At 62.7% G+C, this 24043-nt stretch carries 22 protein-coding genes; 14 read left to right on the top strand and 8 right to left on the bottom strand.

Annotated features, from left to right (window positions below; all coding sequences use genetic code 11):
- Window positions 1–6 precede the first annotated feature (6 nt).
- From CI807_RS25150 to araH, 7 genes are all read left to right on the top strand, one after another.
- Window positions 7–1329, top strand: coding sequence for an MFS transporter (locus CI807_RS25150; protein ID WP_095016689.1), 1323 nt, complete (start codon window positions 7–9; stop codon window positions 1327–1329).
- A 15-nt stretch (window positions 1330–1344) separates the two neighbouring features.
- Window positions 1345–2334, top strand: coding sequence for an AraD1 family protein (gene araD1 / locus CI807_RS25145; protein WP_095016688.1), 990 nt, complete (start codon window positions 1345–1347; stop codon window positions 2332–2334).
- Between the two features lie 10 nt (window positions 2335–2344).
- Window positions 2345–3925 carry an aldehyde dehydrogenase (NADP(+)) gene (locus CI807_RS25140; protein WP_095016687.1) on the top strand — a complete coding sequence of 527 codons (1581 nt, stop codon included), beginning with the start codon at window positions 2345–2347 and terminating at the stop codon, window positions 3923–3925.
- Window positions 3926–3961: 36 nt separating this feature from the next.
- Window positions 3962–4825: an SMP-30/gluconolactonase/LRE family protein gene (locus tag CI807_RS25135; RefSeq protein WP_095016686.1), complete on the top strand. Its 864-nt coding sequence runs from the start codon at window positions 3962–3964 to the stop codon at window positions 4823–4825.
- A gap of 153 nt (window positions 4826–4978) precedes the next feature.
- Window positions 4979–5983: a substrate-binding domain-containing protein gene (locus CI807_RS25125; RefSeq protein WP_010211214.1), complete on the top strand. Its 1005-nt coding sequence runs from the start codon at window positions 4979–4981 to the stop codon at window positions 5981–5983.
- Entirely contained in the window at window positions 5980–7482 is a 1503-nt protein-coding gene (gene araG, locus CI807_RS25120) for an L-arabinose ABC transporter ATP-binding protein AraG (RefSeq protein ID WP_095016685.1), read from the top strand. The genes CI807_RS25125 and araG overlap by 4 nt, the downstream gene beginning before the upstream one ends.
- A gap of 9 nt (window positions 7483–7491) precedes the next feature.
- Complete coding sequence (gene araH, locus CI807_RS25115; RefSeq protein ID WP_095016684.1) at window positions 7492–8460, top strand: L-arabinose ABC transporter permease AraH; 969 nt, start codon at window positions 7492–7494, stop codon at window positions 8458–8460.
- Window positions 8461–8566: 106 nt separating this feature from the next.
- On the opposite strand, the gene CI807_RS25110 is transcribed toward araH, so the two are convergent.
- Window positions 8567–9715 carry an aldose epimerase family protein gene (locus tag CI807_RS25110; RefSeq protein WP_095016683.1) on the bottom strand — a complete coding sequence of 383 codons (1149 nt, stop codon included), beginning with the start codon at window positions 9713–9715 and terminating at the stop codon, window positions 8567–8569.
- A gap of 137 nt (window positions 9716–9852) precedes the next feature.
- Here CI807_RS25110 and CI807_RS25105 point away from each other — a divergent pair, with 137 nt between their 5' ends.
- Window positions 9853–10620 (top strand): SDR family NAD(P)-dependent oxidoreductase, encoded by a 768-nt coding sequence (locus CI807_RS25105; RefSeq protein ID WP_016980150.1) that lies wholly within the window; start codon window positions 9853–9855, stop codon window positions 10618–10620.
- Window positions 10621–10626: 6 nt separating this feature from the next.
- Here the strand turns inward: CI807_RS25105 and CI807_RS25100 are convergent, their stop codons facing one another.
- From CI807_RS25100 to CI807_RS25090, 3 genes are read right to left on the bottom strand one after another with little or no spacing between them, the layout of a single operon-like run.
- Window positions 10627–11223 carry a glutathione S-transferase gene (locus CI807_RS25100; protein WP_095016682.1) on the bottom strand — a complete coding sequence of 199 codons (597 nt, stop codon included), beginning with the start codon at window positions 11221–11223 and terminating at the stop codon, window positions 10627–10629.
- 30 nt (window positions 11224–11253) lie between these two features.
- Window positions 11254–11787, bottom strand: a complete 534-nt coding sequence (mug, locus tag CI807_RS25095; RefSeq protein ID WP_095016681.1) for a G/U mismatch-specific DNA glycosylase — start codon at window positions 11785–11787, stop codon at window positions 11254–11256.
- Window positions 11784–12650, bottom strand: coding sequence for a LysR substrate-binding domain-containing protein (locus tag CI807_RS25090; protein ID WP_095016680.1), 867 nt, complete (start codon window positions 12648–12650; stop codon window positions 11784–11786). The genes mug and CI807_RS25090 overlap by 4 nt, the downstream gene beginning before the upstream one ends.
- A 134-nt stretch (window positions 12651–12784) precedes the next feature.
- On the opposite strand from CI807_RS25090, the gene CI807_RS25085 reads away from it, so the two are divergent.
- The 5 genes from CI807_RS25085 to yghU are packed head-to-tail and all read left to right on the top strand — an operon-like array spanning window position 12785 to window position 17766.
- The gene (locus tag CI807_RS25085) at window positions 12785–13834 is read left to right on the top strand and encodes an agmatine/peptidylarginine deiminase (RefSeq protein WP_095016679.1); all 1050 of its coding nucleotides are present in this window, start codon (window positions 12785–12787) and stop codon (window positions 13832–13834) included.
- Window positions 13831–14712: an N-carbamoylputrescine amidase gene (aguB, locus tag CI807_RS25080; RefSeq protein ID WP_095016678.1), complete on the top strand. Its 882-nt coding sequence runs from the start codon at window positions 13831–13833 to the stop codon at window positions 14710–14712. The genes CI807_RS25085 and aguB overlap by 4 nt, the downstream gene beginning before the upstream one ends.
- Window positions 14709–15791 carry an extracellular solute-binding protein gene (locus tag CI807_RS25075; protein ID WP_095016677.1) on the top strand — a complete coding sequence of 361 codons (1083 nt, stop codon included), beginning with the start codon at window positions 14709–14711 and terminating at the stop codon, window positions 15789–15791. The genes aguB and CI807_RS25075 overlap by 4 nt, the downstream gene beginning before the upstream one ends.
- A gap of 7 nt (window positions 15792–15798) precedes the next feature.
- A complete protein-coding gene (locus CI807_RS25070) occupies window positions 15799–16899 on the top strand; it encodes an agmatine/peptidylarginine deiminase (RefSeq protein ID WP_095016676.1) in 1101 nt (366 codons plus the stop codon).
- Between the two features lie 33 nt (window positions 16900–16932).
- Window positions 16933–17766 (top strand): glutathione-dependent disulfide-bond oxidoreductase, encoded by an 834-nt coding sequence (gene yghU / locus CI807_RS25065; RefSeq protein WP_095016675.1) that lies wholly within the window; start codon window positions 16933–16935, stop codon window positions 17764–17766.
- Window positions 17767–17856: 90 nt separating this feature from the next.
- On the opposite strand, the gene CI807_RS25060 is transcribed toward yghU, so the two are convergent.
- The 3 genes from CI807_RS25060 to CI807_RS25050 are packed head-to-tail and all read right to left on the bottom strand — an operon-like array spanning window position 17857 to window position 20583.
- The gene (locus CI807_RS25060; RefSeq protein WP_095016674.1) at window positions 17857–18783 is read right to left on the bottom strand and encodes a sugar ABC transporter substrate-binding protein; all 927 of its coding nucleotides are present in this window, start codon (window positions 18781–18783) and stop codon (window positions 17857–17859) included.
- Window positions 18784–18802: 19 nt separating this feature from the next.
- Complete coding sequence (locus CI807_RS25055) at window positions 18803–19582, bottom strand: TIM barrel protein (protein WP_095016673.1); 780 nt, start codon at window positions 19580–19582, stop codon at window positions 18803–18805.
- Entirely contained in the window at window positions 19579–20583 is a 1005-nt protein-coding gene (locus tag CI807_RS25050) for a Gfo/Idh/MocA family oxidoreductase (RefSeq protein ID WP_095016672.1), read from the bottom strand. The genes CI807_RS25055 and CI807_RS25050 overlap by 4 nt, the downstream gene beginning before the upstream one ends.
- A 184-nt stretch (window positions 20584–20767) precedes the next feature.
- Here CI807_RS25050 and CI807_RS25045 point away from each other — a divergent pair, with 184 nt between their 5' ends.
- Window positions 20768–22729, top strand: a complete 1962-nt coding sequence (locus CI807_RS25045; protein ID WP_095016671.1) for a sigma-54-dependent Fis family transcriptional regulator — start codon at window positions 20768–20770, stop codon at window positions 22727–22729.
- A gap of 183 nt (window positions 22730–22912) precedes the next feature.
- Here the strand turns inward: CI807_RS25045 and CI807_RS25040 are convergent, their stop codons facing one another.
- On the bottom strand, window positions 22913–23962 hold the full coding sequence (locus CI807_RS25040) for a LacI family DNA-binding transcriptional regulator (RefSeq protein ID WP_095016670.1): 1050 nt from the start codon (window positions 23960–23962) through the stop codon (window positions 22913–22915).
- Window positions 23963–24043 lie beyond the last annotated feature (81 nt).

Raw genomic sequence — 24043 nt, 5'->3', positions numbered from 1 at the left:
GACCCCATGAGCCAGGAACTGCGGCTTATTCGGCGCATCACGCTGAAACTGATTCCCTTCCTGATCCTGCTGTACCTGATCGCCTACGTGGACCGTTCCGCCGTGGGGTTCGCCAAGTTACACATGGGCGCCGACGTCGGCATTGGCGACGCCGCCTATGGCCTGGGTGCGGGGTTGTTCTTCATTGGCTACTTTCTCTTCGAGATCCCCAGCAACCTGATGCTTGATCGCTTTGGCGCACGGCGCTGGTTTGCGCGGATCATGATCACCTGGGGCACCATCACCATCGGCATGGCCTTCGTGCAGGGGCCGCACAGCTTCTATGTGATGCGTTTTTTGCTCGGCGCGGCGGAGGCGGGGTTCTTTCCGGGCGTGCTCTACTACATCACCCAGTGGTTCCCGGTGCGCCATCGCGGCAAGATCCTCGGGCTGTTCATCCTGTCCCAGCCCATCGCAATGATGATCACTGGCCCGGTGTCCGGCGGTTTGCTGGGCATGGACGGCATTCTTGGCCTGCATGGCTGGCAGTGGCTGTTCATCGTCATCGGCACGCCGGCGATCCTGCTGACCTGGCCGGTGCTGCGCTACCTGCCGGACGGCCCCAAGCAGGTCAACTGGATGAGTGAGGATGAAAAAGCCTGGCTGACCGGCGAACTTGCCAAAGACCTGCAAGCCTACGGCCAGACCCGCCACGGCAACCCGCTACATGCTCTCAAAGACAAGCGCGTATTGCTGCTGGCGCTGTTCTACCTGCCGGTGACCCTGAGCATTTATGGCCTGGGCCTGTGGCTGCCGACCTTGATCAAGCAATTCGGCGGCAGTGACCTCACCACCGGTTTCATCTCTGCCGTGCCGTACATCTTCGGCATCATCGGCCTGCTGATCATCCCGCGCAGTTCCGATCGTTTGAATGACCGCTACGGCCATCTCGCCGTGCTCTACGTGCTGGGTGCCATCGGCCTGTTCTGCAGCGCCTGGCTCAGCGTGCCGGTGCTGCAAATGGCCGCGCTGTGCCTGGCGGCGTTCGCGATGTTTTCCTGCACGGCGGTGTTCTGGACCTTGCCGGGACGGTTCTTTGCCGGCGCCAGTGCGGCGGCGGGCATCGCATTGATCAACTCGGTGGGCAACCTCGGCGGCTATATCGGCCCGTTCGTGATCGGTGCGCTCAAGGAATACACCGGCAACCTGGCGTCGGGCTTGTACTTTTTGTCCGCCGTGATGGTGTTTGGCTTGCTGCTGACGGGCGTGGTCTATCGCCTGCTGGAGCGCCGCCACGTGCTACCTGTCGACCAATTTGCCGCCAGTGCCCGTGGCGCTACACGTACTTAATCTGGGAGAAGTTGCATGCGTTTAGTTCAGTTCGAATTGCGTAACGGTGAGCGTCGTGTCGGTGTGGTAGAAGGCAGCAAAGTGCGTGAGGTCAACAGCGCCCGCACTGTGCGCGAGCTGGCCCTGGCTGCGATCGAAGCAGGTGTCGGCCTGGCGCAGCAGGTGGACAGCCTGGGCCTGGGCGACAGCTACGACTACGCCACCTTGCTGGCCGACCTGAAAATCCTGCCGCCACTGGACCACCCGGATCCGGCCCACATGCTGATCAGCGGCACCGGCCTGACCCACCTGGGCAGCGCCTCGGCGCGGGACAAGATGCATCAGGCTGGGGATGACACCGCGCTGACCGACACCATGCGCATCTTCAAATGGGGCGTGGAGGGCGGCAAGCCGGAATCCGGTCAGGCAGGCGTGCAACCGGAGTGGTTCTACAAAGGCGACGGCAGCATTGTGGTGCGCCCCGGCGCTGCCTTCCCGTCGCCGCCTTTCGCGGAAGATGCCGGCGAAGAACCGGAAATCGGCGGCCTCTATGTCATCGGCCCGGACACCAAGCCCTATCGCGTTGGTTTCGCGGTGGGCAACGAGTTCTCCGATCATGTCATGGAGCGCAAGAACTACCTGTACCTGGCCCATTCCAAGTTGCGCAGTTGCAGCTATGGCCCCGAGTTGCGCGTGGGCGAGTTGCCCCAGCACCTGGCGGGCACCAGCCGCATTCTGCGCGACGGCGAAGTGATCTGGCAGAACGAATTCCTCAGCGGCGAGGCCAATATGTGCCACAGCCTGGAAAACCTCGAATACCACCACTTCAAGTACCGCCAGTTCCTCACGCCGGGTGATGTGCACGTCCATTTCTTCGGCACCGCCACGCTGTCATTCGCCGACGGTATCCGCACCCAGCCGGGCGATGTGTTCGAGATCAGCCAGGCCGAGTTCGGCGCGCCGCTGGTCAACCGTGTCGGCAGCAGCGAAGCAGCGTTCGCACCCGGCAACGTCATCACCCTTTAAGGAGAACACCATGACCTCGTTCCTCGGCCACAACTACATCGGCGGCCAGCGCAGCGCCAACGGCAGCATCACTTTGCAAAGCGTCGACGCCACCACCGGCGAAGCCTTGCCCCAGATGTTCTACCAGGCCACGCCACAGGAAGTCGATGCCGCCGCCAAGGCTGCCGCGCAAGCTTATCCTGCGTACCGCGCGTTGAGTGCGGCACGCCGCGCGCAGTTCCTGGATGCGATAGCCGATGAGCTGGATGCGTTGGGGGATGAGTTTGTCGAGTTGGTCTGTCGCGAAACCGCCTTGCCCGCCGCGCGCATCAAGGGCGAGCGCGGGCGTACCAGTGGCCAGATGCGTCTGTTCGCCACGGTGTTGCGTCGTGGTGATTTCTACGGTGCACGCATCGACAAAGCGCTGCCTGATCGCCAGCCGATGCCGCGCCCGGATTTGCGTCAATACCGCATCGGCCTGGGGCCGGTGGCCGTGTTTGGTGCGAGCAACTTTCCCTTGGCGTTCTCCACGGCGGGCGGCGACACCGCCGCCGCGCTGGCGGCAGGTTGCCCGGTGGTGTTCAAAGCCCACAGCGGGCACATGGCGACGGCCGAGCGGGTTGCCGATGCAATCATCCGCGCGGCCGAAACCACCGAGATGCCCGCCGGTGTGTTCAATATGATCTTCGGTGGCGGCGTCGGTGAAGCGCTGGTCAAGCACCCGGCGATCCAGGCGGTGGGCTTTACCGGCTCGCTCAAGGGTGGCCGTGCATTATGCGACATGGCGGCAGCGCGCCCGCAGCCGATCCCGGTGTTTGCCGAGATGTCGAGCATCAACCCGGTGATCGTGCTGCCTCAGGCGTTGAAATCACGGGCCGAAAGCGTCGCGCGTGACCTGACCGCCTCGGTGGTCCAGGGCTGCGGCCAGTTCTGCACTAACCCAGGCCTGGTGATTGGCATCGCATCGCCTGAGTTCACCGCGTTCACCCAGCAAGTCGCGCAATTGATCGGCGACCAACCGGCACAGACCATGCTCAACGCCGGCACCCTGGGCAGCTATGGAAAGGGCCTGGAAAAACTTCTTGCACATCCGGGCATCCAGCACCTGGCGGGCCGCCAACAGGCCGGCAACCAAGCGCAACCGCAGGTGTTCAAGGCTGATGCGAACCTGTTGATCGGCAGTGATGAAGTGCTGCAGGCAGAAGTCTTCGGCCCAACCACCGTGTTTGTCGAAGTGGCCGACCAGGCCCAGCTCAGCGCGGCTTTGCAGGGGCTACACGGCCAACTCACCGCCACGATCATTGGCGAGCCGGCTGATCTGCAACAGTTCGCCGAACTCACGCCGCTGCTGGAACAGAAGGTCGGCCGCATCCTGCTCAACGGTTACCCGACCGGCGTGGAGGTCTGCGATTCGATGGTGCACGGCGGGCCGTACCCGGCCACATCCGATGCCCGTGGCACCTCGGTCGGCACCTTGGCCATCGACCGTTTCCTGCGCCCCGTGTGCTTCCAGAATTACCCTGATAGCCTGCTGCCCGACGCGTTGAAAAACGCCAACCCGTTGCGTATCCAGCGGCTGGTGGATGGCACGCCATCTCGCGACCCGCTGTAACACGCACCTGAGAACAACAACAATCCAGGAGGCATCATGTCGTGTATCGCCGTTACCCCGCACCGTGCGCAGTTGGGCGAGGGGCCGTTCTGGGACGCGCCGACCCAGGCGCTGTACTGGGTGAATATCGCCGGTAAACAGGCGCTGCGCCTGATGGGCGGGCAATTGCAGGTGTGGCAGTTGCCCGAGCATGTCTCGGCTTTCATCCCGTGTGAAAGCGGCGATGCCTTGGTGACCTTGAGCAGCGGCGTGTATCGCCTTGACCTGGCCACCGAAGCCCTGACCCTGCTGTGCGTCGCGGACCCGCAACCGGGCAACCGTGGCAATGAAGCGCGCTGCGATGCCCAGGGTCGTCTATGGCTGGGCACCATGCAGAACAACATCGGCGAGCAGGGTGAAGACCTGCCCATCACCCGGCGCTCGGGTGGCCTGTTTCGTATCGATGCCGATGCGCAGGTCACGCCGTTGCTCAGTGGTCTGGGCATTCCCAATACCTTGCTGTGGAGCGATGACGGCCGTCACGTGCATTTTGGCGACAGCCTGGACGGCACGCTGTATCGATATGCCATTCAAGCGGACGGCCAACTCGGTCCCGCGCAACTCTGGTTCGGCCCCCACGAACGCGGCGGGCCGGACGGTTCGGCGATGGACGCAGAAGGTTACATCTGGAATGCCCGTTGGGACGGCAGTTGCCTGCTGCGGATAGCCCCAGATGGCCAGGTGGATCGCATTATCGAATTGCCCGTCAGCCGACCTACCAGTTGCGTATTTGGCGGGCCCAACCTCACCACGCTGTATATCACCAGTGCTACCAGCCCCTTGGATCATCCGTTGGACGGTGCCGTGTTGGCGATGGAGGTGGATGTACCCGGAAAATCTTGTACTCGTTTCGCCGGATAACCCTTGTAGGAGCGAGCTTGCTCGCGAAAAACGCCAACGATAACGCGGGCATCCTGGATGAACGCGGCGCTCTCAGGCTTCTCGCGAGCAAGCTCGCTCCTACAGAAAGCGTTTTTTACGTTTGTCTAAAAACAACAACAAGGAGTCACCCGTATGAATCGTCGTCGTGGTTTGCGTTCCCTGTGCTGCGCCGCTGTGGCGGTCTCGGCCATGAGCTTGAGCGGGCTGTTGCTGGCCGCTGAAGAAGTGAAGATCGGTTTCCTGGTCAAGCAGGCCGAGGAGCCGTGGTTCCAGACCGAGTGGGCCTTTGCCGAGAAAGCCGGCAAGGAACATGGCTTCACCGTGATCAAGATCGCCGTGCCCGACGGTGAGAAAACCCTCTCGGCCATCGACAGCCTGGCCGCCAACGGCGCCAAGGGCTTTGTGATCTGCCCGCCGGACGTGTCCCTCGGCCCGGCCATTGTCGCCAAGGCCAAGGCCAACGGCTTGAAAGTCATCGCGGTGGATGACCGCTTCGTCGACGCGAAAGGCAACTTCATGGAAGACGTGCCGTACCTGGGCATGGCTGCGTTTGAAGTGGGCCAGAAGCAGGGCGCCGCCATGGCCGCTGAAGCGAAAAAACGCGGCTGGGACTGGAAGGACACCTACGCGGTGATCAACACCTTCAACGAGCTCGACACCGGTAAGAAGCGCACCGACGGCTCGGTCAAATCCCTGGAAGAAGCCGGCATTCCCAAGGATCACATCTTGTTTACGGCCGCCAAGACCCTGGATGTCCCAGGCAGCATGGACGCCACCAATTCGGCCCTGGTGAAACTGCCCAGCGGCGCGAAAAACCTGATCATCGGCGGCATGAACGACAATACTGTGCTCGGCGGCGTACGCGCCACCGAAAGCGCCGGCTTCAAGGCGGCCAACGTGATCGGCATCGGCATCAATGGCACCGACGCCATCGGTGAACTGAAAAAACCGAGCAGCGGCTTCTTCGGCTCGATGCTGCCAAGCCCGCACATCGAGGGCTACAACACCGCGCTGATGATGTACGAGTGGGTCACTAAAGGCACCGAACCTGCGAAGTACACGGCCATGGACGAAGTGACCCTGATCACCCGTGAAAACTTCCAGGCCGAGCTGACCAAGATCGGGCTGTGGCAATGACCGCTGCCGCTTTGCGATTTGACGGCATCGGCAAAACCTTTCCGGGGGTCAAGGCGCTGGATGGCATCAGCTTCAGCGCCCTCCCAGGGCAGGTGCACGCGTTGATGGGCGAGAACGGTGCGGGCAAGTCGACGCTGCTCAAGATCCTCGGCGGCGCCTACATTCCCAACAGCGGCACGCTGCAGATCGGCGAGCAGGTCATGGCCTTCAAAAACGCTGCTGACAGCATTGCCAGCGGCGTGGCGGTGATCCATCAGGAACTGCACCTGGTGCCGGAAATGAGCGTGGCCGAGAATCTGTTTCTCGGGCATTTGCCATCGCGGCTCGGCGTGGTCAACCGGAGGCTGCTGCGAGAGCAGGCCCTCGCTTGCCTCAAGGGCCTGGCGGATGAAATCGACCCGGCCGAAAAGCTCGGGCGGCTGTCCCTGGGCCAGCGCCAACTGGTGGAAATCGCCAAGGCGCTGTCCCGTGGCGCGTATGTGATTGCGTTTGATGAGCCCACCAGCAGCTTGTCGGCGCGGGAAATCGACCGCTTGATGGCGATCATCACGCGCCTGCGGGATGAGGGCAAAGTGGTGCTCTACGTGTCGCACCGCATGGAGGAAGTGTTCCGTATCTGCAATGCGGTGACGGTGTTCAAGGACGGCCGTTATGTGCGCACCTTCGAGGACATGAGCACGCTGACCCATGACCAGTTGGTGACGTGCATGGTCGGCCGCGATATCCAGGACATCTACGACTACCGCCCGCGTGAGCACGGCGAGGTAGCGCTCAAGGTCGACGGCCTGTTGGGCCCCGGCCTGCGCGAGCCGATCAGCTTCAACGTGCGCAAGGGCGAGATTCTCGGCCTGTTCGGGCTGGTCGGGGCAGGGCGCACGGAGTTGTTCCGCCTGCTTAGCGGCCTGGAGCGTGCCAGCGCCGGGCAACTGCAACTCTGCGGCGAGCCGCTGCATCTGCAGTCACCACGGGATGCTATCGCCGCCGGCGTGCTGTTGTGCCCGGAAGACCGCAAGAAGGAGGGCATCATTCCGCTGTCCAGCGTCGCCGAGAACATCAATATCAGCGCGCGGGGCGCCCATTCCAGGTTTGGCTGGCTGCTGCGCGACGGCTGGGAGAAAGGCAACGCCGACCAGCAGATCAAGACCATGAAGGTCAAGACGCCCACCGCCGCGCAAAAGATCATGTACCTCTCCGGCGGCAACCAGCAGAAAGCCATTCTCGGCCGCTGGCTGTCGATGCCGATGAAAGTGTTGCTGTTGGACGAGCCCACCCGTGGCATCGATATCGGCGCCAAGGCCGAGATCTACCAGATCATCCATAACCTCGCTGCTCAGGGCATTGCGGTGATCGTGGTGTCCAGCGACCTCATGGAAGTGATGGGCATCGCCGACCGCATCCTGGTGCTGTGCGAAGGCGCGCTGCGCGGCGAACAAACCCGCGAACACGCGACTGAATCCAACCTGCTGCAACTGGCCTTGCCGCGCAGCCTGGCGAACTGAGAGACGATTATGACCACTCAACACAACGTGCTGCCCACCGCGCGCAAGCCGCTTGACCTGCGTGCGCTGCTCGACAACTGGGCGATGCTGCTGGCGGCCGTGAGCATCTTTTTGCTGTGCGCCTTGCTGATCGACAACTTCCTTTCACCGTTGAACATGCGCGGGCTGGGCCTGGCGATTTCCACCGTAGGCATCGCTGCCTGCACCATGCTGTTCTGCCTGGCGTCGGGGCATTTTGACCTGTCGGTGGGCTCGGTCATCGCCTGCGCCGGGGTGGTGGCGGCGATTGTGATGCGCGACACCGACAGCGTGATGCTTGGCATTGGCGGCGCGCTGCTGATGGGTCTGGTGGTGGGGCTGATCAACGGCATCGTCATTGCCAAGCTGCGGGTCAATGCGTTGATCACCACGCTGGCGACCATGCAGATCGTGCGTGGCCTGGCGTACATCTTTGCCAACGGCAAGGCGGTGGGCGTGTCCCAGGATCAGTTCTTCGTGTTCGGCAACGGCCAGTTGTTTGGCGTGCCGGTGCCGATCCTGATCACCATTTTGTGCTTCCTGTTCTTCGGCTGGCTGCTCAACTACACCACCTACGGGCGCAACACCATGGCCATCGGCGGCAACCCGGAAGCGGCGTTGCTGGCGGGCGTGAATGTGGACCGCACCAAGATCCTGATCTTTGCCGTGCACGGAGTGATCGGGGCGTTGGCCGGGGTGATCTTGGCGTCGCGCATGACCTCCGGCCAGCCGATGATTGGCCAGGGCTTTGAGCTGACGGTGATTTCGGCGTGCGTGCTGGGCGGGGTTTCGTTGAGTGGCGGGGTAGGGATGATTCGCCATGTGATCGCCGGGGTGCTGATTTTGGCGATTATCGAAAACGCGATGAACCTGAAGAACATCGACACGTTCTATCAGTACGTGATCCGGGGCTCGATCCTGCTCTTGGCCGTGGTCATCGACCGCATGAAACAACGCTGACACTGTAGGAGCGAGCTTGCTCGCGAAGAAACTTCAACGATAACGCGTGCATTCTGGATTAACGCGGTGCTTTTGAGTTCTTCGCGAGCAAGCTCGCTCCTACAGTTTAATCGGTGGTGAATTTGAAGATTGTGTTCTGGGTGTAGGTCTGCCCTGGATTCAGGCGGGTAGACGCGAACTTCGGCTGATTAGGCGCATCCGGAAAATGCTGGGTCTCCAGCGTAAACCCGCTCCAGTGCAGATAGGTCTTCCCAGCCTTGCCCTTCACCGACCCGTCCAGGAAGTTGCTGGTATAAAACTGCACCCCAGGCTCCGTGGTAAACAACTGCAAGCGCCGCCCCGACGCAGGATCATGCACCTCGGCCGCAAGCTGTTTCACATCACCTTTGTTATCCAGCGCCCAGTTGAAGTCAAACCCACCCTGCTTCGGCTCGGCAAACTTGAGCTGCGGGTGATCGTCCTTGATGTGCTGGCCGATCGGCGTGGGTTTCAGGAAATCCATCGGCGTGCCCTTGACGGGCGCCAGTTCGCCGGTAGGGATCAAGGTGGCATTCACCGGCGTGTAATGGCTGGCGTGCAAGGTAGCGACGTGCTTGAGGATGTCGCCATTGCCCGCACCGGCCAGGTTGAAGTAGCTGTGGTTGGTGAGGTTGAGCACCGTGGGTTTGTCAGTGGTGGCCTTGTAGTCGATGTGCAGTTCGTTGTTGTCGTTGAGGCGGTAGGTGACCTCGGTCTTCAGGTTGCCGGGGAAGCCCATTTCACCGTCCTTGGACAGGTAGGTGAGGGTCACGCCCACCGAGTCCTTGGCCTTGACGGGCGTGGCTTTCCACACGTGTTTGTCGAAACCCTGGGCGCCGCCATGCAGCGAATTGGGGCCGTCGTTGAGCGGTACTTGGTAGCCTTTGCCGTCGAGTTCAAAGGCGCCGCCGGCCAGGCGATTGCCGAAGCGCCCGATGGTCGCGCCGAAGAATGCAGTGCCGCTTTGATAGCCCTGCACGTCGTCGAAGCCCAGCACCACGTCTTCGACCTTGCCATGTTTGTCCGGCACCTTGAGCGACTGCAGCACGCCGCCATAGGTGATCACCGTGGCTTGCATGCCGTGGCTGTTGCGCAGGATGTACTGTTCGACGGCCGTGCCGTCATTGGTTTTACCGAAGGGTTTGTGTTCGCTGGTGAGGCCTGCGGCCTGGGTGCCGCCGCTGGCGATCAGCATGGACATCGCCAGGCCCGACAGCAGGTATCGAGGGTGCTTCATGATCGAACTTCCTTTTGTTGTTTTGAGTGGAATAGTTCTACTAATGTGCGATATTTTGTCGATAGAGCAGCGAATTTATAGCCTTTAACGCCATTTTTGCAAAATAAAATAAGACTAATTAAACGAGGCAAGTTTTCATGACGACCCAGCACGCTGTTTACCCCGACCTTGAAGGCAAGACGGTCCTGATCTCTGGAGGCGCTTCGGGCATTGGCGAATTCATGGTGCGCGCCTTCGCCGCCCAGGGTGCCAAGGTCGGCTTTGTCGACCGCGCGCAAAGCCAGGGCGAACGCCTGGCAGCGCTGCTGAGTTCGCGAGGGCACACGGTGGAATTCGTGAACTGCGACATCACCGACGAGATCGCCTACAAGGCCGCCATCACGCGCTTTGAGCATTCCTTGGGGCCGATCACGGTGCTGGTGAACAACGCCGCCAACGACGTGCGCCACAGCTTGGACGAAGTCGACTCGGAAATGTTCGACCGGCTGATCTCCGTCAACCTCAAGCACGCCTTTTTCGCCGCCAAGGCCGTGGTGCCGATGATGAAAACTGCGGGCGGCGGGGCGATCATCAACCTCGGCTCCGTCGGCTGGATGATGGCTTCCGCCGGCTACCCGGTGTACGCCGCCAGCAAGGCCGCCGCCCACGGCATGACCCGCGCCTTGGCCAGGGAATTGGGGCCGAGCCAGATCCGCGTGAATACGCTGGTGCCGGGTTGGGTGATGACGGAAAAACAACTGGCGATGTGGGTCGACGATGCGGCCAAGGAATTGATCAGCCGCAGCCAGTGCTTGCCGGGCAGTGTGCTGCCGGAACACATCGCGAATATGGCGTTGTTTCTCGCCTCCGATGCCTCGGCGATGTGTTCGGCGCAGAACTTTATTGTGGATGGCGGCTGGGTGTAGGTCCGCTTACTCGATCGGGTATTTCTTGAAGGCAGGATGCTGTTCCAGCCGCTCGGCGTGGCGTCTCAGGTTGGGAAACGCATCCGCCTTGACCACCGACGCCACGGTGAATTGGCTGAACGACCAGGCCACCGCCGCTGTAATCGACGCCTGGGTCAGCACCTCACTGTCAGGCAGTTGTTTTTCCAGCAGCGAATAAGCAGCGAGCAACTGCCCGCTGACCCGGTCAAGCCACGGCGCATGCTGCTTTTCAGCCGGGCGCAAGTTGTGCTCGTAGACAATCTGCACGCTTTTTTCGCAGGCTGCCAAGGCCAGGCCAAGGATGTGCAGGTCCCGGGCGCGTGCGGCGGGTTGCTGCGCGAGCAGCTTTTTGTCCGCTGGGGCCAGGGTTTCCAGGTAGTCCAAGATCAGGCTGGAGTCCATCAGCACGGTGCCATCGTCGAGCACCAGGGTCGGAGCCTTCACCACCGGGTTGATCTGGGCGAACGCCTCGAAGCTGCGGAATACCGACAGCGGTTCATGCACAAAATCCACCCCGTACAGGTCCAGGGAAATCGCCACGCGTCTTACGTAAGGCGAGTCCAGCATACCGATCAGTTTCATGAAGCCTCCATTGCTTACCACGTGATGGGCTCAAGAGAGTAAGGGCTCAGGATCGGCATGCGCAATGGCCCGCCGTAGTTGCTGATAGGTGGCCACCAATTGTTCCAGATTGAACGCCAGGTTGCGTCCACTGGGATTAGGCAACACCCACACCGAAGCACCGCCGAGCCGCTGCGGTTGCAACCCCCAGCCAATCTCGCGCTGGCCCGACAACGCGCTGTAACCGGCCTTGCCGAGAAAGGCCACGAAGCGTGGCTGATAGCGTCGGATCTTCTGTTCAAACGCCGCGGCGGCATCCGTGAACTCATGCCGGGCCAACTCGCCGGCGCTGGCCGTGGGCCGCTCCACGACCGTGGTCAGGCCGCAGCCATAGTTCGCCAGTGTGGGGCCGTCCTCGGGACGCAGCTCATGGGGCGTGAAACCGGCCAGGTGCAAGGTGCGCCAGAAACGGTTGCTGCGATTGGCAAAGTGCAGGCCCAGTGCGGCGGAGCCTTTGCCGGGGTTTATGCCGCAGAACACTACGCTCAAGCGGTCGGCCAGGATGTCTTCGAGGCGGTCGTTCATGTCGGCTCTACCTGCAAGTGGGTCAGCAACCACGCCGTGAAACTGCGCGCCAGCGGGTCATGCTCGCTGTCGCGATGGGTCAGCAGCGCCCAGCTCGGCCCGCGAATCGTCGCGTCGACCAGCGGCGTGAGCAACCCGTCGGTTTGCGCCTGACGGCTCAGCAACTGGCTGACCAAACCAATCCCCAGGCCGGTACATACGGCGTCGAGCAACAGGCCAGCGTCGGAAAAATTCAGGCCCTGGTCCTGTTGCCCCACATCGACCCCGGCTTCCACCGCCCAATGGCTCCAGTCCATTTCCCGTTCGCCGTGCAGGGTGGTGCGTTGTGCCAAGGGCAGCTTCAACAGCCGGGGGTGGCAGGCGGGAAACAGCCGGTCGGCGTGCAGCACCTTGAAGCTGCATTCGGCCTGGGAGCTGATGTCATCGCGCACGGCCAAGTCGATGGTCTGGCTGGCCATGTCGGGCACTTCGTCGGTGCTGAAGATCCACAGGTCGACTTCCGGGTGCTGCTGGCGGAAATCCGCGAGCCGTGGCAACAGCCAGTGCCGGGCAAAGGTCGGCGTGGTGTTGAGCACCAGTTGGTTGGGCTTTCGGTATTGCCCCAGGCGCCGCACGCCCACCGCCAGTTGCTGCAGCAACGCCTGGGTGGTGCTGAGGAAGTCATGGCCCGCGTCGGTCAGGCTCACGCTGCGTCCGCTGCGGAAAAACAGCGGCTGTTCCAGGTATGCCTCCAGGCTGCGGATCTGCTGGCTGATCGCCGATTGGGTCAGGTGCAGTTCTTCGGCGGCCTTGTGGAAGCTGCCCAGTCGCGCCGCGGCTTCAAAACCGCGCAGGGTGCCGAGGGGCGGCCAGTGGTTGAGCATGCTGATAAGTTCCTCTAATCAGTTTTCTACAAAATCCATCGTTTGTCCGGCTTTGAAAGCCGCCATAGCATGTGTGCCAAGACTCCGTGGGCAGTTTTCACTGAACACAATGACTTAACTGAAGGGTACTTGTCATGCAGCAGAATGCAATGCAAAGCAACGGTTGGTGGATGCCTGCGGAGTGGGCCCGGCATGCGGCGACGTGGATGGTCTGGCCGCATAACCGGGCCTTGTGGGAAACCACGTGGGGCGTGACCCTGGCGCAGGTACAGCAGGATTTTGCGCGGGTGGCCAATGCGATCGCTCGCTTTGAACCGGTGAAGATGGTGGTCGATCCGTCTGCCGTGGCGGGCGCCAAGGCCTTGTGCGGGCCCGGCATCGAGCTGGTCGAGCAGACCGTGAACGACAGCTGGTGCCGCGACTCCGGCCCGACCTTTGTCTGCCATCCGCAGCAGGGCACGGCTGGTGTGAGCTGGCGCTTCAATGCCTGGGGCGGCAAGTCGGCCCATGACCTGGACGAAAGCCTGGCACGTCGCGTGCTCAATCATCTGGGGCTGGAATGCTTCGGCACGCCCCTGAGCAATGAAGGCGGCGCGATCCATGTGGACGGCGAGGGCACGCTGATCACCACCGAGTCGGTGCTGCTCAACCCCAACCGCAACCCCGGCGTGAGCAAGGCCGAGATGGAAGACATCTTCACGCGCCTGCTGGGCATCAAGAAGACCATTTGGTTGCCCGGCGATCCGGATTACGTCACGGGCGACATGACCGACGGCCATGTTGATGGCGTCTGCGCATTTGCCCGCCCTGGGGTGTTGCTGGTCGATGCGACTCACGATCAACGTTCTGTTTACGCCGAAGTCGTACGGGAAAACCGCCGCGCCCTGGAGCTTTCCACCGACGCCCAAGGCCGCCGTTTCGAGCTGATCGAGCTGTACGAAGCCACCGATGCGGTCGACACCGAAGCCGAGGTGTTCTGCGCCTCCTACACCAACTTCTACATTGCCAACGGCGCAATCATCATGCCGGCCTACGGCATTGCGGCCGATCAGGTCGCGGCCGAAGTCCTGGCCCAGGCATTCCCCGGTCGCGAGATCGTACCGGTGCAAATCAACCACCTGGCCCATGGCGGCGGCGGCGTGCACTGCATCACCCAGCAACAGCCAGCGTGGGTGAAGCCATGAGTATTCTGACGATTGCCACTACCCAGATGCCTTGCACCTGGGACCTGCCGGGCAACCTAGACCGCGCTGAGCAGTTGGTGCGAGATGCGGCGAAGCAGGGTGCCCAGGTCATCCTGTTACAGGAGTTGTTCGCCACGCCGTATTTCTGCATCGAGCAGCACCACAAGCATCTGGCATTGGCCGAGGAATACCAGCACAGCCACGTGCTCAAACGCTTCGCCGCGCTGGCCAAGGAGTTGGGCGTGGTATTGCCGCTGAGTTGGTTCGAAAAGGCCGGCAATGCCTTCTTCAATTCCCTCTGTGTGGCGGATGCCGACGGGCGTTTGCTCGGCGTGTACCGCAAGACCCATATCCCGAATGCCATCGGCTATCAGGAGAAGGAATATTTCAGCCCGGGCGACACAGGTTTTCGCGTCTGGGAGACGGCCTTCGGGCGCCTGGGCGTGGGCATCTGCTGGGACCAGTGGTTCCCGGAGACTGCGCGCTGCCTGGCGTTGCAAGGCGCCGAAGTGCTGCTGTTTCCCACCGCCATCGGCTCGGAACCCGGCTGCGCCACGCTCGACTCACGGGACCATTGGCAGATGACCATGCGTGGCCACGCGGCGGCGAACCTGTTGCCGGTGGTGGCGGCCAATCGCGTCGGCCGTGAAGTGGCGACCACCGACCCGAGCCTGCAAATGGACTTCTACGGCTCATCGTTCATCTGCGACCACAAGGGCAAGCTGCTGGCCGAAGCGGATCGCGACTCCACCGGCGTGCTGCTGCGCAGCCTCGACCTGTCCGCCATGCGCGAAGACCGCCTGACCTGGGGCATCTATCGCGACCGCCGCCCGGAGATGTACAGCGGCCTGCTGACCCTGGATGGGCGTCCATCATGAAGCGGCTATTGAGTTGTGCGTTGATCATGACGAGTGTCTGCGCCTCGGCAGAGGACAAAACCCTCAAGCTCTACAACTGGGCTGACTATTTCGCCGCCGACACCCTGTCCAAATTCACCGCCGAGACCGGTATCCGGGTGATCTACGACGTGATGGATGGCAGTGAAACCCTGGAAGCCAAGTTGATGGCCGGCGGCAGCGGCTACGACCTGATCTTCCCCGGCGATACCGTGGCCGAACGCCTGATGCGCGCCGGCAGCCTGCAAGCACTGGACCCCGCCAAGCTCGACGCCATGAGCGACATCGAGCCGGGCCTGCAGAAACTGCGCACCCATTACGTCAACTCGAACAAAGCCACGGTGCCCTACACCTGGGGCACCATTGGCCTGACCTCCAACACCCAGCAGATCCAGCAACGCATGCCGAATGCGCCGGTCAACAGCCTCGACCTGTTGTTCAAGCCGGAGAACGCGGCCAGATTCGCCGATTGCGGCATCTCGCTGATCGACTCGCCGGACGAAGTACTCGCCGTGGTGCTCAACTACCTGGGCCGCGACCCGCGCAGCGCCAAGCGTGAAGACCTGGCGGCGGCCAGCGATCTATTACTCAAGGTGCGCCCGTACATCCGCAAGTTCCAGTCGCAACCAGTGACCGACCTGGTCAATGGCAACCTGTGCCTGTCCCTCGGCTACAGCGGCGACATGACCCAGGCCCAGCGCGCCGCCGATGCCGCCGGCAAAGCGGTGACCTTCGGCTATCACATCCCCCGCGAAGGCACCACGGTGTGGATGGACACCATGGCCATCCCGGTCGACGCCCAACACCCGGAATACGCCTACGCTTTCATCAACTTCGTGATGCGCCCGCAAAACATGGCGGCCATCACTAACCTCACCGGCTACCCCACCGCGAATGCCAAGGCGCGGCCGGACGTGGAGGCGAGCATGCGCGATAACCCGGACATCTACCCGGACGCGGCCACCTTCGAACGGTTGATTGCCGGCAAGGACATCTCCCAGGCCGATATGCGCGCACGGATGCGTGTATGGACTAAATTCAAGACAGCTACTGTGAAGTGAGTATTTCATGCCAACCCGTCGCACCTTCATCAAACAAGCCAGTGTGGTCTGCGCCATGACCTTGATCGCCCCGCACCTGCGCGCCGCCGCGAGCGGTCGCTTCTACATGCCCGACGAGGGCGAAAAACACCGCCAGGCCTTTATTGCCTTTGGTGCCCAGGACGCCATCTGGGAAGACTTCACCGCCGATGTACAAGCTGCCCTCGGCCGTATCGCCAGGGCGATTGCGGATTACGAGCCGGTCACCGTGTTCTGCCGTGAAGACGAACGCCATCTTGCTGAAAAACACTGTGGCACCCGCAACATCACCTTCGTGGAAACCGCGTTGGATGACATCTGGATGCGTGACACCGGCGCCAATTTCGTCATCGACGGCAGCGGTGGCTTGGGCGCGGTGGACTTCAACTTCAATGGCTGGGGCAACAAGCAGCAGCACGACGATGATGCGCTGCTGGCGGCCCAGATCGCCGAGGAAACCGGCGCCCGGCCTATGCGCAGCGAACTGGTGGGCGAGGGCGGCGGGATTGAGGTTGACGGCCTGGGCACCGGCATCATGACCGAAAGCAGCTGGATCAACCGCAATCGCAACCCGGACTGGAGCAAGGCCGAGGTCGAAGCCGAGCTGAAGGAGCGCCTAGGCCTGCGCAAGATCATCTGGCTGCCGGGCATCAAGGGCAAGGACATCACCGACGCCCATGTCGATTTCTACGCGCGTTTCGTCGCGCCTGGCGTGGTGCTGGCCAACCTCGATACCGACCCTGAATCCTACGATCACAAGGTCACCCTGGCGCACTTGGAGATTCTCAAAAAGGCCACTGATGCCGACGGCCGGCCTTTACAGGTGCACACGGTGTCGCCGCCGCTCAACCCGCGTAAAAGCAAGTTCAGCAAGGGCAATCCGGATTTTGCGGCGGGCTACATCAATTACTTCGTGATAAACGGTGCGGTGATCGCCCCGGAGTTCGGCGACCCGGTGGCGGACCGCAAGGCGCTGGACCTGCTGGCCCGGCTCTACCCGGACCGTAAGGTGGTCGCACTGAATATCGATGCGATTGCAGCGGGGGGCGGTGGCATTCACTGTGTGACGAGTCATCAACCTTTGGTTTAGTCTGGGATCGCAAACGCCTCTGGAGCCGTCAGCATGACCGATTATGTACCCCCGAACGTGTGGACCTGGGACACCGAAAATGGCGGCACCTTCGCCAGCATCAATCGCCCGATTGCCGGCGCGACCCATGACAAGGAACTGCCGGTAGGCAAGCACCCGCTGCAGCTGTATTCCCTGGCCACGCCTAATGGCCAGAAAGTCACGATCCTGCTGGAGGAGCTGCTGGCCCTGGGGCACAGTGGTGCGGAATATGACGCCTGGCTGATCAAGATCGGCGACGGCGACCAGTTCGGCAGCGGCTTTGTGGGGGTGAACCCCAACTCGAAGATCCCGGCTCTGCTGGACCGCAGCGGCGCCACGCCGATTCGGGTGTTCGAGTCGGGCGCGATCCTGCAGTACCTGGCCGAGAAGTTCGGCGCGTTCTTCCCCACCGAGCCTGCGGCCCGTGCCGAATGCCTGTCGTGGCTGTTCTGGCAGATGGGCAGCGCGCCGTACCTGGGCGGTGGTTTCGGGCATTTTTATGCCTATGCGCCGAGCAAGATGGAGTACGCAATCAACCGGTTCGCCATGGAAACCAAACGTCAGCTAGACGTACTCGACCAGCGCCTGGCGGTGAGCGAATACATTGCGGGTGATCAATACACCATCGCCGATATTGCCATCTGGCCGTGGTATGGCGGGTTGGTCAAAGGCCGCTTGTATGGCGCGGCGCAGTTCTTGTCGGTGCATGAGTACACGCACGTGTTGCGCTGGGCAGACGCCATCGAAGCGCGGCCAGCGGTGCAGCGCGGGCGGCGGGTGAATCGGGTGTCCGGTGAGCCCCATGAGCAATTGGCCGAGCGGCATAACGCCAGCGACCTGGATTAACACCTGTAGGAGCCGGCTTGCCGGCGATGGCGTCCTCATAAACGCTATCGCCGGCAAGCCGGCTCCTACAGTTTGCGTGGGTGGCGGAAGTTATTTGTAGCGCTGCTCAAACACCGCCACCTGCTCCGGCTTGATCAATTCAAACGGCACCCACACCTCCGGCGCAATCGACTCGCCCTTGATCATCCGCACCGCTGCCTGCACTGCCTGGGTCGCCTGGGCTTTCGGGTCCTGGAACACCGACGCCGTCAGCAACCCCCGTTTGATCGCCGCCAGCCCATCGGGCAAGCCATCGATACCCACAATCGCCACGTCACCCTTGGCTTTCCCCGCCTGCTGCAAGGCCATGGCCGCGCCAATCGCCATTTCATCGTTATTGGCCACGATGGCATCGAACTGCGTGCCCGCCAGCAGCCAGTTGCTGGTCAGGTCCATGCCCTTGCTGCGTTGCCATTCGGCGCTTTGCTGCTCGACCACCTTGATACCGGGAAAGTCCTTGAGCACCTGTTTCGCGCCCTCGGTACGGTCATGGGTGGCGTTCTGTGCAAGGTCGCCCATGATGATCGCGACATTGCCCTTGCCGCCGAGTTTTTCCGCCAGGTAGCGCATCTGCAATTGACCGGCCTCAATGTCGTTGGAGGCCACGGTGACCACGCCCTTGGGCAGGGTGCGTTCGTCCGGGTGGCGGTTGACGTACACCAGCGGCGTCTTGGCCGCCACGGCGGCACGGGTCATGTTGGCGGTGGCGGCGGTGTCCACCGGCAGCACGATCACTGCGTCGACCTTCTGGTTGAGGAAGCCCTCGACCTGATTAAGCTGGCGCACCACGTCGCCCTGGGCGTCTTCGAACTGGATCTGCACATCCTGCTGCTGGGCGGCCGCTTCCAGGCCGGTGCGCACGTAGGTCATGAAGTTGTCGTCGACCCGGGCAATGCTCACACCGATGCGATAGGCGGCGAAGGTCCATTGGCTGAACAGCAGCAACAAGGTGGCAGCAAACAACGAATAGCGATTCATAAGGGTGATCCTTTTATTGTTATAGGGTGAACGCCTGGCGGAAACGCGCCAAAGCCAACTCGCTGTCGCCGCTGGCCCAGCTTTCCAGGCCGACCACGCCGCTGTAGCCCATGGCGTGCAAGGCCCTGGCGATGGCCGGGTAGTGAATTTCACCGGTGCCGGGCTCCTTGCGGCCCGGCACGTCGGCCACTTGGATTTCACCGATATGTGTGCCGGCGCGCTGGATCAGTTCGATCAAATTCCCTTCGCCGACCTGCGCGTGGTACAGGTCCAAATTCATCTTCAGGTGCGGGCTGCCCACGGCCTCGATCAGCGCCAGGGTGTCGTCGGCGCGGGCGAAGGGTGTGCCCGGGTGGTCAACTTCTGTGTTGAGGTTTTCCAGCAGGAACACACGGCCGGCGTCTTCCCCCAAGCGGGCGATTTTTTCCAGGGTCTTGCAGGCGCTCAGCCACATGCGTCCGGTGGTCTGGCTCACCGGTTGTACGGGCAGGCCGCCGTCACCCAGGCCGGTGCCGTGCAGGTTGAGGCTGGGGCAATTCAGTCGTTCGGCGACCCCTAAGGATTCGCGGGCGCTGTCGAGCAGTTGGCGGATACCGCCGGGGTCGGTGAGGGTACCGCTGATGTAGCCGGTCATGGAGGTGAACTCGGCGCCGGTAGCAGCCAGGGCGGCGATGTCCTTGTTTGTCCAGTTCCAGATTTCGGCACTGAAGCCCAGCGCATGAATGCGCTCCACGCGTTCGATGAAAGGCAGGTCGAGAAACACCATCTCCGCGCTGACGGCCAGCTTGAAGGGGCTCATACGGCCACCGCCTTGCCGGTTTCGAACGACTCGATGCAGGCGCGGGCAATCGCCAATGCCGCGCGCGCGTCTTCACCGCTGGCCAGGGGCTTGGCGCCGCTGCGCAGGCAGTCGACGAAGTGGTTGAGTTCGGCGATGTAGGCGTCGCGCAACAGGTCGGTGTCCAGGCGCTGGGTGTCGGCCTGGATGCCTTGGGCCAGGTAGCGCACCAGGTCGCAATCGTTGAGGCTGCCCATGCTCAGCATGCCGGCGCTGCCAAACACTTCGCCGCGCACGTCGTAGCCGTACACGGCCTGGAAGTTGGCCTCGGCAGTGGCAATGGCGCCGTTGTCGAAGCGGATCGTGACCACGGCGGTGTCGAGGAAACCTTTGCTTTTGTATTCCGGGGCGATCAAAGCGTCGGCCATCACGTAGACCTGCACCGCCTCGGCGCCAGGGTTGAGGTAGCGCAGGGTGTCGAAGTCGTGGATCAGGGTTTCCAGGAAGATCACCCATTGCGGCGACTTGGCCGGGTTGTTCAGTGCCGGGTCGCGGGTCAGCGAGCGCAGCAACTGCGGGGTGCCGATGCGGCCGGCGGCGACGTCGAGGTGCGCGGTGCGAAAGCTCTTGGCGAAGCGCCGGTTGAACCCGACTTGCAGCGGCACCCGCGCTTCGGCCGCAGCGGCGATGGCGCGGTCGGCTTCATCGAGGGTGATGGCCATGGGTTTTTCGCAGAAGATGCCCTTGCCGGCGCGGGCGGCGCTGATCACCAGCTCTGCGTGGCTGCGGGCGGGGGCGGCGATCAGCACGCCGTCGATGTCCGGGTCGTCGAGCAACTGCTGCGGGTCGGTGTAGACCTTGCTCACGCCCAGTTCAGCGGCGAGGCGGGCGGCCTGGCCTGGCGTCGGGTCGGCAATCGCTGCCAGGCTGGCACCGGGGATATGCCGCGCGGCGGTCAGGCCGTGGAAGCTGCCCATGCGGCCGGCACCGATCAAGCCCAGGCGGATGTTCTGTGTACTCATGAAATAACCCCTTGTTGTTATTGGCCGCAGGACGGTCCTGATGGCAAAGGGGTAAGAGCAAGGCTTGTGCCATTTATTAACGTGTTGATAAATAACGATTAATAATTATCTATAAACAAAAAGTGTTCATTTTGATGACATGCCTATACTGACATGTCAAAAACATGAACATGGATACCGCCCAATGAGCATGGCGTTCAGCGTGCAAGACCTCGACTACCTCACGGCCCTGGGGCCTGCCGCGCTGAATGATGGCCCGGTTGCCGCACTGGAACAGGCCTGGCGCGACTGCCTGGCCGGCCAGATCGAACGCCCGATGCACGTGCGTCAAGTGATCTGGGATTCTTGGCGGCGCAGCGTCCAGGCCGGTATCGACCCGGCCGACAACGCGTACCGCTTCGTTGCCGCCGACACGCTGGCGGCCACCCAGGCCGCACACCGGGTGCTGATCGAGGCCGCCGCGCAGGTCATGCATGGCTTGCTGGCCTACAACCCGCGCGGCCATATCAACCTCACCGATGTCGACGGTACTACCCTGTATTTCTGTGGGCTGGACATCACTCCGGTGGGCAGTCGCCTGCTGGAATCGGTGCAAGGCACCAACTGCACCGGCCTGGCGCTGGCCGAGGATCGCCTGGTGTACGTGTTGGCCGAGGAAAACTTCGGCGTCGGCCTGCGCCAGCGCCGCATGCATTGCGCCGCCGCGCCGATCAAGAATGCCCAGGGCCAGACCGTGGCCATGCTGACGCTGACCGCCGAGCCCGGCTGGTTTCACTTCCATACCCTCGGCACGGTGCAGGCTGCGGCCGACGCGGTATCGCGGCAGATGGCCCTGCAAGGGCTGCTGGAAGAACAGCAGACTGTCCTCGAAGTGCTCAACGAAGGCCTGGTGGTGCTCGACGAACGCGGCTGCATCAAGGCGCTCAACCGCTATGCCAGGCAGCTGTTTGGCGTCGGGCTGGAGCTGATCGGGCGGCCTTTCCAGCAACTGGGCCGTAGCGAACTGAACGACGTCCTTGGCGAACCCGTGCGCGACCTCGACTGCACCTTCCACCTGCACAACCGCAGCCAACTCGCCTGCCTGGTCTCGGTGTGCCCGCTGGAGCAGGGCGGGGTGATCGTGTCACTGCGCGAGAACCGCCGTATCCGCGAAATCACCCGGCGACTCATCGGCACCCAGGCCAGCTACACCTTCGACACCATCCAGGGCAGCTCGCGAGCGATCCAGGACGCGCTGCATTTGGGGCGCATCGCCAGCCGCAGCGATTCCACCACCCTGATCCTTGGCGAAAGCGGCACCGGCAAGGAGCTGTTCGCCCAGGCCATCCACAATGGCAGCGAGCGCTGCAACGGCCCGTTTGTGGCGGTCAACTGCGGTGCGATTCCACGGGACCTGGTGCAAAGCGAGCTGTTCGGCCACGTCGAAGGCGCGTTCACCGGCGCCAGCCGTGGCGGCTCGGCGGGCAAGTTCGAACTGGCGGATGGCGGCACCATCTTTCTCGATGAGATTGGCGACATGTCCTTCGATGCCCAGGTCAGCCTGCTGCGGGTGTTGCAGGAGGGTGAAATCACTCGGGTGGGCGCGAAAAACTCGCGGCAAGTGAACGTGCGCATCATCGCCGCCACCCACCGCAACCTCAGCCAGGCGGTCGCGGAAGGCGCGTTTCGTGAAGACCTCTACTACCGCCTCAACGTGCTGAACCTGACCGTGCCACCGCTGCGCATGCGCCGTGAAGACATTGCGCTGCTGGCGCGGCATTTTCTCGCCCGCTGCGCGCGCTCGTTGCGTAAATCGGTGCAGGGCTTTTCGCCGGAGGCGATGGCGCTGCTGTCAGCCTATGGCTGGCCGGGCAATGTGCGCGAGCTGGAGAACAGCATCGAACGGGCGACCAACCTGGCGATGGGAGAGCTGATCGAACCGGTGGATCTGCCTTTGGAAAGCCGCCAACGCACCCCGCTGCGCGCCCACGAAGCGCCGCCTGCCCAGGACCTGAGCAGCCACGAAATGCACGCCATCGTCGCCGCGCTCAACAGCACCGGCGGTAACATCCGTCTGGCTGCGCGGCAGCTCAACGTGTCGCGGGGTGGGCTGTACAACAAGATGAGTCGGTTTGGCCTGAATGCCGGGGATTTCCGTCGCAACTGAGAGCCAAGAACCCCCTGTGGCGAGCGGGCTTATTGTGGCGAGCGGGCTTGTCCCGCGTTGGGCTGCGAAGCGGCCCCAATAAGACCACCGCATTTGTTCAGATAAACCGAGGCGCCTGGTTTTAGGGCCGCTTCGCGCCCCAGCGCGGGGCAAGCCCGCTCGCCACAAAAGAAGGCGGCACGTTCAGTTGCCCCTATTCTCGGACGTCACAATCTGCGGCGGCACATACACCCGCTGCCGCACAGGATCGAACCCCTCTGCACTCTGCAACTCCACCATCAGCCGCACCAACGCCGTCGCTGTCTGCCCCGGCTGCGAATCCATCACCACATCGATCAACCCCTGGCCCAGCGCCTGACGTGATAGCGCGGTCGACTCCTGCAGGATGCAACACAACGCCGGCCGCTTGGGCAACTGCGCCAAGGCGCTGATGATGCCGTCACCGCCGCCGCCCACCACGCATAATCCGCGCAGGTCGCTGTGGCGGCTGATCAGGTCGAGGGTGGCTTCTTCGGTGATGTCGCAGTTGTCCAGGTTGATCAGCGGTTCCAACGGTTTGAGCCCCGGCGCGTGCTCGGCCAGGTAGCTGTGCAGGCCTTCGACCCGTGCCTGGTGGCCGAGGAAACGGTGGCCGCCGAGCAGGATGCCCACGCTGCCTTTGCGGGCGCCGCAGGTGCGGGCGAGCAGCCAGCCCATGGTGCGGCCGACCACATGGTTGTCCTGGCCCACGTAGGGTTCTTCGGCCTGTTCGTGGATATCCGAGAGCAGGGCCACCACGGGCACACCGGCTTCGCGGATCTGCTTGAGGCAGGCGTTGATCAGCGGATGGGCAAAGCTCACCACCGCAAGGCCATCGCATTGCACGGCCAGTTGTTCAATTTGCGCGACGATGGCGGCGGGCGTGCGATCGACGATGTACTCGAACTGGCACGTCAGGTTGGCGCCGGCATGCTGTTCGGCGGCGGCGTTGATGGCTTGCGCCAGGCTGGCATAGAACGCCTGGGCGGTGGCCAGCAACAGGATGCCGAAACGATAGGTCGGCCGGCGTTCGCGAATGCGCTGGCCGATCAACCGCGCCGCGAAATACCCCACGGCTTCGGCCGCCTGGAACACCTGCTCGGCGGTCTCGGGATTGACCGGCGCACGTGCGTTCAACACGCGGTCGACGGTGGCCACGCTGAGCCCCGCCTGGGCGGCGACGGTGGCGATGGTTGGGCGTTTATTGTTGTTCATGACAGGCCCCTTGAGCGTCTTGATAGAAAACTATCAAGCCCCGCTGGGCCTGGATGATAGCTTGATAGGGAATGGATTCAA

The organism is Pseudomonas sp. NS1(2017), assembly GCF_002269425.1.
In the GTDB taxonomy this organism is placed as follows: Bacteria; Pseudomonadota; Gammaproteobacteria; order Pseudomonadales; family Pseudomonadaceae; genus Aquipseudomonas; species Aquipseudomonas reactans.
This window is presented reverse-complemented; position numbering and strand designations above follow the sequence as displayed.